The sequence below is a fragment of the Blautia sp. CGZ-1-C1 genome (genome assembly GCF_056504575.1).
Genome location: NZ_JBWLUT010000080.1, coordinates 46401 through 54582 on the forward strand (window position 1 = coordinate 46401; position 8182 = coordinate 54582).

Here is an 8182-nt window from a genome sequence, read left to right on the forward strand (position 1 = left end):
ACCATACAAGAATATAATATTCCTGTATAGTCGCTTTTTTTACCGTTTATCAAACGGATACTCACAATCTGCTTTCGCTATGTGATTCTACACCGAATAACTGTCTTATTTTACCTATTCATTATAATGTTCCGGTGATTTTTTCTGAATCATCATTGCTATCAATCAACTGCTCGCAGCTAAACAATTCCCTGACTGCACTTTCATATACAACACATTTCTCAGTTTTTTTTATTTTCTTGGCATACTTTTTATTATTTGTAAACATCGGTATCAGATAAGACCACAACTCTTTCATGCGAAATAGAATATTTCTGTCCCCGGACAGATCTTCACAGTATTCATTATACATAATATCATGAAATCTGCGGATTTCTTCTTTTGAGGCAGGCGCACCACCACGTATTTCTCTGGCAAGTGCAGGATTTCTTAGTGTTCCTCTGCCTGTCATGATACATTCTAGCGCTGGAAAACGTTCTTTCAGGCTAAGATAGTCCTTTGCTGTGACGATATCTCCATTATAGCACACTGGGGTCTTTGAATGTTCCAGTGCCTCCCCAAATGTTTCAAGACGCGGTGTATTTTTATAATAATCCTTCTGCACTCTTGGATGAATGATCAATTCCTCCAGAGGATATTTGTTATAGATTGTCAGCAAGTCCTCAAATTCATCCGGCGCATCCATTCCCAGACGGGTTTTTATGGAAATCTTCACATCGCATTTACGAAATATCTCATCCAGAAATTTATCCAGTTCATCCGGTCTGTCCAGAAAACCTGCTCCTCTGCCTTTCGTTACAACAGTCTTTGATGGACAGCCGAGATTCAGATTTACTTCATTGTAACCATATTCCTGCAGCGTTTCCGCTGTCCGAATAAAATCTTCTGCATTCTTTGTCAGAATCTGCGGAACTGCATACATCCCTTCATTGTTCTCAGGCGCAATGTCCTTCTTCTCTCTTGTGCTGAGATGACCTTTTTGATTCGGAAGAATAAATGGAATAAAATATTTATCAAATCCTCCAAAGCACTGATGAAGTGCACGTCTGTATGTGTATCCTGTGATTCCCTCAAGTGGAGCTAAATATATTTTCATGTGTTTCTCCTGTTTATTATATTTTTATATACTCATCTGTATAATGCTGACTACTGCACTCTGCAACATTTTAGCTCATTCATGCAAACAAAGGTAAACAATCAACAATTACTATATACGTTTTCTCTACAATTATCGTTTTCTATTCTATCGTTTTATCCAATTCCCGTCAAATCATTTCTGGGAAAAGCACAGACCCCCTGTCCATTACATAAACTATATAGAAATCCCCTTCGAGGTAAGAATTTGAAGGCTTTTTTGAAACCTTTGTCCATATCGCAGGAAAAATATTATCTTCAAAAATATCAGGAGGGTGATTCTCAGGCTAAGAATATCCTGATTGAACATAATCTCCGGCTGGTGGCTCATGTAGTAAAAAAGTACCAGGGAACCGGTGAAGATACAGACGACCTGATTTCTATCGGCACGATTGGGCTGATCAAGGCAGTCACAACCTTTGATCCACAGAAAGCTTCACGCCTGTCTACTTATGCTGCCAGATGTATAGAAAATGAGCTTCTGATGTTCTTTCGTTCTAAGAAAAAGCATTCGAGGGAAGTGTCTCTATATGAGCCTATTGGCACAGACAAAGAAGGAAATGAAATTAATCTGCTTGATGTGATAGAGAGTACACCTGTAGATATTGTAGAGGATTGTTACATCAGAGAAAACACTTCTTATCTTCTGAAATCCCTGAAAAAAATCCTGTCAGAAAAAGAATACCAGGTAATCTGTTATCGATACGGTTTGTTTGGCATGGAAGAAGAAACGCAACGCGAAATCGCCCGAAAACTCTGCATCAGCCGTTCCTATGTCTCCAGAATCGAAAAAAATGCCTTGCAGAAACTTCGCGGACTTTTTCCTCAAATGCAGTAAACGCAGCCAACGTTAATTTTGTTGGCTGCGTTTACTGTATCTATCTCTATTCAGCTCTTCTAAGCAGATCATAAACATCAATCTCTGTTCCCAGATCTACGAACAGCTTCTGTTGTGCATGAGGTGCACTCTCCATCGGATTGCCATCTTCATCATAAATTCCCTTTACAGTAACAGATACATTCTGTCCGTCCGGTTTCATGATCTCAATCGTCTCACCTACTGAGAACTTATTTCTCTGTGTGATCTGCGCATAGCCACGTTCATCAACAGCTTCTGCAAATCCCAGATAAGTATATTCTTTCTGATAAGTATTATTATCGTAAATCTGTGTATTCTCATCCGGTTTTCCATAGAAAAATCCGGTCGTGAACTGTCTGTAAGTACAGTTGGAAATCTGCTCCTGATACCATGGCATATTTGCCTGATATTTCTCAGGACTCTCCATATAATCATCAATTGCCTTGCGGTAGGTTCTGGCAACTGTCGCAACATAAAGAGCAGTTTTCATACGTCCCTCTATCTTCAGGCTGTCAATTCCGCTGTTGATCACATCATCCATATGCTCAATCATGCAGAGATCCTTTGAATTGAAAATGTAGGTTCCTCTCTCATTCTCAAATACCGGCATATATTCTCCCGGGCGTTTCTCCTCAACGATGGAATATTTCCAGCGGCATGGATGGGTACAGGCACCCTGATTTGCATCACGACCAGCCAGATAATTGCTGAGCAGGCATCTTCCTGAATAGGAAATACACATAGCACCATGAATAAATGTCTCAATTTCCATATCATCAGGAATATGTTCTCTGATTTCTCTGATCTCCGCAAGGGAAAGTTCCCTGGCTGTTACTACACGTTTCGCACCCAGATTATACCAGAAACGATAGGTTTCATAGTTTGTATTATTTGCCTGTGTACTGATATGTCGCTCAATCTCCGGACAGATTTCCTTTGCATACATATAGATTCCCGGATCAGCAATGATCAGGGCATCCGGTTTCAGTTCTTTCAGCTCTGTCAGATATTCTCTGACTCCCGCCAGATCATAATTATGAGCCAGAATATTTACAGTTACATAAACCTTTACTCCATGTTCATGGGCAAAGGCAATTCCCTCTTTCATATCATCATGGGAAAAATTCTTGGCTTTAGCTCTCAGTCCAAAGGCTTCTCCACCGATATATACAGCATCTGCTCCGAAAATAACAGCAATCTTTAACACCTCAAGGCTGCTTGCCGGAACCAGCAATTCTATTTTTCTCATATTGTTTACTCCTGTTTCACACTGACCGTAACTCCGTCTCCCAGAGGAATGATCGAAGTTATCAGGGCTGGATTATGTTTCAGTTCATACAGATACTCCCGCATCCGTTTATATATAGTTCTGTTTCTGCGCTCCACCAGATAATGGGATTCTATAATATCCCCCTCCTGAAGCACATTGTCAGAAATAAGAACACTGCCCTTTCGCATAAGACGCATTACATCCGGAAGCCAGTTAATATACTGTCCTTTTGCAGCATCCATAAAAATCATGTCAAAAGAACCATCCAGTTCTTTTAATATCTGTCCGGCATCTCCCTCCAGCAGAGTAATCTGTGATTCACGACCGGCTTCTTTGAAGTTCGCTTTTGCAATAGGAATCCTTTTCTCATAATTCTCTATTGTCACAATTTCCAGATCCTTTGTTCCATATTCACACATAAGAAGTGTGGAGAAGCCAATGGCTGTCCCCACCTCCAGAATACGCTTCGGCTGGTTTAAAGCCAGAAACATTTTCATAAAACTCTGCATTTCTCTCCGGATGATCGGTACACGTTCCTTTATGGCATACTGTTCCAGATTCTCAAGGAACGGTGTATTTCCCATATCCAGTGAATTGATATAGGTACGCATTCGCTCGTCAACTATCACGAATCACTTACCCCTTCCTGTTCATCATCTCCTGCCAGAATTCCCATGATACGGTTCGGTGTATATGCTGTACTCAAGAGATAAGTTCCCGGCTGAAGCTGACCATGATAGGTAGAAAGCCTCTCCTGCACATAAAATACAGGAGCACTCTCGATCAGTCCTTTTTTCTGAAGAGTTTTGGCAATTTTGTATAAAGAATCATCTTCCTTAATTACCACGGTAACTTCCTGTCCCTCTCCAGGACTCATTGCATGCTGATTAAATACATTATGCCCAAACTGAAAAGAAGACTTCCCGATCCAGAAAAGCAACACTACCACACAAACATAAAGCGCGATTTTAAAAAACACGCCGGCTACAACAACGCCAGCCGCACCTGCACGTTCTTTGGTATCACTCATAAACTATTTCCTTTCTGCAATTCTAATGTTTACAGCAACTGTTCCGTACTCTCACAAATCCAGATTGACAGACAGTTACTACTTACGCTACTGTGCAGGATACCACCTGTCGGATGATTTCCTGTAATTTACAGTGCACCAGGGATATCCATGTCGATGCCTTCTGCCAGTTTTACGCAAATCTTCTGCATCATTTTGCAGAGAGCAAGCTCTGCATCCAGATATGCATTTACTTCCGGATGTCTGCGAAGCTCTGCAGATTCCTTTCCCATCTGTTCTACAACATCGAACAGATTATCTGAGCCACATTCATTCTGAACTCTGTAGTTATCTCCTCTGAAAGCATCCACTCTTTTCTTCAGTTCAGGTTTTTGCTTCAAAATCTCATTCTGCTTCTGAAACTCCACATATTCAGGACTCTCCTTAAAGGCTTCCAGAAGGCTGCTGATATTTTCATCTATTGTATTTGGTTTCATTTTATGCCTCCATAATGATCGGCAGGATCATCGGACTTCTCTTGGTACGTTTCCATAAGAATTCGCTGAGCGCATCTTTTACAACAGTTTTGATCTTGCCCCAATCTGTAATATTACATTCCAGACAAGAATCCAGTGCATTCTCTACTACCTCTCTTGCGTGATCCATCAGATCCTCGGACTCTCTTACATATACGAAACCTCGGGAAACAATGTCCGGTCCTGCAAGAATTACATTGCTGTGACGCTCTAAGGTTACCACAACAATCATGATTCCGTCTTCTGCAAGATGCTGACGGTCACGAAGAACGATATTGCCTACATCTCCTACTCCAAGTCCGTCAACCAGGATCGCACCTGTGTGTACGGTTCCTGTTATCTGTGCGCTCTGGTTGTCAAGCTCCAGAATATTTCCGGATGCAAGAACAAAGATATTTTCTTTCGGAATTCCCAGTTCTTCTACTACATTCTTCTGGGCTGTCAGATGTCTGTATTCACCATGAACCGGAATTGCATATTTCGGTTTAACCAGAGAATAGATCAGTTTGATTTCCTCCTGGCATGCATGTCCGGAAACATGAACATCCTGGAAGATAACTTTTGCACCCTTCATGGAAAGTTCATTGATAACCTTGGATACCGCTTTCTCATTTCCAGGAATCGGATTGGAACTGAAAATAATCGTATCATTCGGTTTAATCACGATTTTCTTGTGGATATTCGCTGCCATACGGGAAAGCGCAGCCATAGATTCACCCTGGCTTCCTGTTGTGATCAGCACTACCTGCTCATCCGGATAATTCTTAACCTGATCGATCTCAATCAAGGTCTGATCCGGAATGCGGAGATATCCAAGTTCTGCTGCAGTAGTAATAACATTTACCATGCTGCGGCCTTCCACTGCAACCTTACGGCCAAATCGATATGCTGTATTGATGATCTGCTGTACACGGTCTACATTAGACGCAAAAGTCGCGATAATGATTCTGTTTGTTTTATATTCATTAAAGAGATTATCGAATACATGTCCAACAGAACGCTCAGACATCGTAAATCCACTTCTCTCAGCATTTGTACTGTCGCACATCAGTGCCAGTACACCTTTCTTGCCGATCTCGGCAAAACGCTGCAGATCAATAGCATCTCCAAATACAGGTGTGTAATCCACTTTAAAGTCACCTGTATGCACTACGATACCTGCCGGTGAATAGATTGCCAGTGCAGATGCATCCTGGATACTATGGTTTGTCTTTATAAATTCAATAGAAAAATCTCCAAGATTGATGACCTGTCCATGTTTTACTTCTTTTAATTTGGTGGTGCGGGTCATATTGTGTTCTTTCAGCTTATTTGCAATCAGGGCAATGGTAAGCTTTGTAGAGTAAACCGGAACGTTTACATCTTTAAGAACATACGGCAGCGCACCGATATGATCCTCATGTCCATGTGTGATCACAAAGCCTTTTACCTTGGAAATATTTTCTTTCAGATAAGTCACATCCGGAATGACAAGATCAATTCCCAGCATATCATCTTCCGGGAAAGCAAGTCCGCAGTCTACTACCACAATGCTGTCCTCATATTCAAATGCTGTGATATTCATTCCGATCTGTTCCAGACCGCCAAGTGGAATGATCTTTAATCTGGATGTCGGTTTCTTTGGTTTACGTGGAACACTCTTTACCGGATTCTTAAATGGTACCGGCTTTCCGCTCTTCTCTTTATCCGTTACAGCTTTACGATCCTGTATCGGTTTTCTTCCATGAGTGTTTCTGTGCTGCGGTTTATATTTATAATTCTTCGGTCGGTTATATGGTCTTCTCTGACCATGACCGGACTGTCCTTCATGATTTTCACGTGCTTCGTTATTATATTGGTTGTTATTTTCGTTATTCAAGCATTACACCTCCCGGCTACATTTCAAGGTCTACGTCATCTAACATCTGTTCAAATACTTTAAAAACTGCCTGCAGTTCGTCCTCGTCCTCGACCATCTCATAGCAGGCTTCCTGACTGTCATCCTCTGACACATCTTTAAAAATATAGGCAGTCGCCTCATCATCCATAGAGTCAGATACCAGAAGATATGCGATTCCTCCGATTCTGGTCTGCTCTTCTACATAAAACTCCGCTTCTGTTCCGTCCTCGAGCTGAAATTTAATCTTATCCATTTTATCAATCTCCTAACAGGACAGGGAATCCAGATATCCCTGCAAAATAAAAACAGCTGCCAGCTGATCCAGATACTGTTTACGATTCTCTCTGCGCACACTGGCTTCCATTAAAGTACGATTGGCTTCTACTGTAGTCAGACGCTCGTCCCACATGATCACTTCCAGACCTGTCCGTCTCTCCAACATTTCCTTAAACTCCAGTGATTTCTGGGCACGTTCTCCAATCGTATTATTCATATTCTTCGGATATCCAAGTACGATCCGTTCCACCTGATACTCCGAAATAAGTTCTTCTATACGGGCAAGTGTCTGGCGCAGGTGATTCTCCTGCTTGCGCCAGATTGTCTCCACTCCCTGCGCGGTGATTCCCAGCGGATCACTGATTGCCACACCGACTGTTTTTGAGCCATAATCTAATCCCAAGATTCTCATATCAGCGTTCCCAGGATTTATTCTTAATATACTCGTTTAAAAGTTCCTCTACCAGTTCATCACGCTCTACTTTCATGATCATGCTTCTTGCGCCCTTATGGCTGGTAATATAAGTAGGATCTCCGGACATAATATATCCAACGATCTGATTGACCGGATTATATCCTTTCTCATCCATTGCTGTGTAAACGAGGTCCAGTACCTCTTTTACCTGAAGCTCCTGGTCTGGTTTTGTTCTGAAATATTGGGTATTACCCAGATTGTTCTCTGCCATTTTTTTCACGTCCTTACCTGATTTATTTTCGCAGAACCTTTCAGTTATCGCATTATCTCGTACCTTCACGCACTTCGCAATAATTCATCGTTTCTGCTATGTATTGCAAATTTCGTATACAATACACATATATTCTTCTATATTTTAATATAATTCCATCTATTCTGCAACCGCAAATTTGTTGCAGTCATTAGCAAGTTAACAGTTACTGTTCGCTTTGTACCCTATTCCGTACACAGTACTCCTCCGGTCAATGTATGATTTTTCAGAAATCTCTCAGCTTTTACAGTAATTATGTCATTTACTCCATAAGCATCCTGTTTTCTTACTGCTGTTTTAATATATTCCTTGCTGTGACCGATATACCACTGTTCTCCATTAATCTCTACTTCTTCCTCAAGAAGAACTTTCAGTTCACTGCCAATCATGGATTCCTCATATTCTCTTGCATGTTCTTCATTTAGTGCAAGCATCTTATCGCTTCTGACAGCTTTCTGCGCTTCTGTCAACTGACCTGACATGGCGGCAGCCTT

Annotated in this window: 10 protein-coding genes and 1 pseudogene; 1 reads left to right on the forward strand and 10 read right to left on the reverse strand. The window is 41.4% G+C overall.

What is annotated here, in order from left to right:
* Positions 1-121: 121 nt before the first annotated feature.
* On the reverse strand, positions 122-1096 hold the full coding sequence (locus AC058W_RS06265; RefSeq protein WP_117675096.1) for a tRNA dihydrouridine synthase: 975 nt from the start codon (positions 1094-1096) through the stop codon (positions 122-124).
* Between the two features lie 246 nt (positions 1097-1342).
* Here AC058W_RS06265 and sigK point away from each other — a divergent pair, with 246 nt between their 5' ends.
* Complete coding sequence (gene sigK, locus AC058W_RS06270) at positions 1343-1972, forward strand: RNA polymerase sporulation sigma factor SigK (protein ID WP_117675098.1); 630 nt, start codon at positions 1343-1345, stop codon at positions 1970-1972.
* 46 nt (positions 1973-2018) lie between these two features.
* Here the strand turns inward: sigK and AC058W_RS06275 are convergent, their stop codons facing one another.
* From AC058W_RS06275 to AC058W_RS06315, 9 genes and pseudogenes are all read right to left on the reverse strand, one after another.
* Positions 2019-3242: a peptidase U32 family protein gene (locus AC058W_RS06275; RefSeq protein WP_340281620.1), complete on the reverse strand. Its 1224-nt coding sequence runs from the start codon at positions 3240-3242 to the stop codon at positions 2019-2021.
* A 5-nt stretch (positions 3243-3247) separates the two neighbouring features.
* Positions 3248-3892: an O-methyltransferase gene (locus AC058W_RS06280; protein WP_117675102.1), complete on the reverse strand. Its 645-nt coding sequence runs from the start codon at positions 3890-3892 to the stop codon at positions 3248-3250.
* Positions 3889-4293 carry an endolytic transglycosylase MltG gene (locus AC058W_RS06285; RefSeq protein WP_479389834.1) on the reverse strand — a complete coding sequence of 135 codons (405 nt, stop codon included), beginning with the start codon at positions 4291-4293 and terminating at the stop codon, positions 3889-3891. The genes AC058W_RS06280 and AC058W_RS06285 overlap by 4 nt, the downstream gene beginning before the upstream one ends.
* 128 nt (positions 4294-4421) lie before the next feature.
* Positions 4422-4769, reverse strand: a complete 348-nt coding sequence (locus tag AC058W_RS06290) for a YlbF/YmcA family competence regulator (RefSeq protein ID WP_117675106.1) — start codon at positions 4767-4769, stop codon at positions 4422-4424.
* A 1-nt stretch (position 4770) separates the two neighbouring features.
* Positions 4771-6405: a ribonuclease J gene (locus tag AC058W_RS06295; RefSeq protein ID WP_479389835.1), complete on the reverse strand. Its 1635-nt coding sequence runs from the start codon at positions 6403-6405 to the stop codon at positions 4771-4773.
* Between the two features lie 277 nt (positions 6406-6682).
* The gene (locus tag AC058W_RS06300) at positions 6683-6940 is read right to left on the reverse strand and encodes a DUF1292 domain-containing protein (RefSeq protein ID WP_117675108.1); all 258 of its coding nucleotides are present in this window, start codon (positions 6938-6940) and stop codon (positions 6683-6685) included.
* 12 nt (positions 6941-6952) lie between these two features.
* Positions 6953-7375 carry a Holliday junction resolvase RuvX gene (ruvX, locus tag AC058W_RS06305; protein ID WP_117675110.1) on the reverse strand — a complete coding sequence of 141 codons (423 nt, stop codon included), beginning with the start codon at positions 7373-7375 and terminating at the stop codon, positions 6953-6955.
* 1 nt (position 7376) lies between these two features.
* A complete protein-coding gene (locus tag AC058W_RS06310; protein ID WP_020994102.1) occupies positions 7377-7649 on the reverse strand; it encodes an IreB family regulatory phosphoprotein in 273 nt (90 codons plus the stop codon).
* Positions 7650-7873: 224 nt separating this feature from the next.
* Positions 7874-8182 (reverse strand): annotated as a pseudogene (locus AC058W_RS06315) (tRNA (N(6)-L-threonylcarbamoyladenosine(37)-C(2))-methylthiotransferase MtaB); the annotation flags it as partial.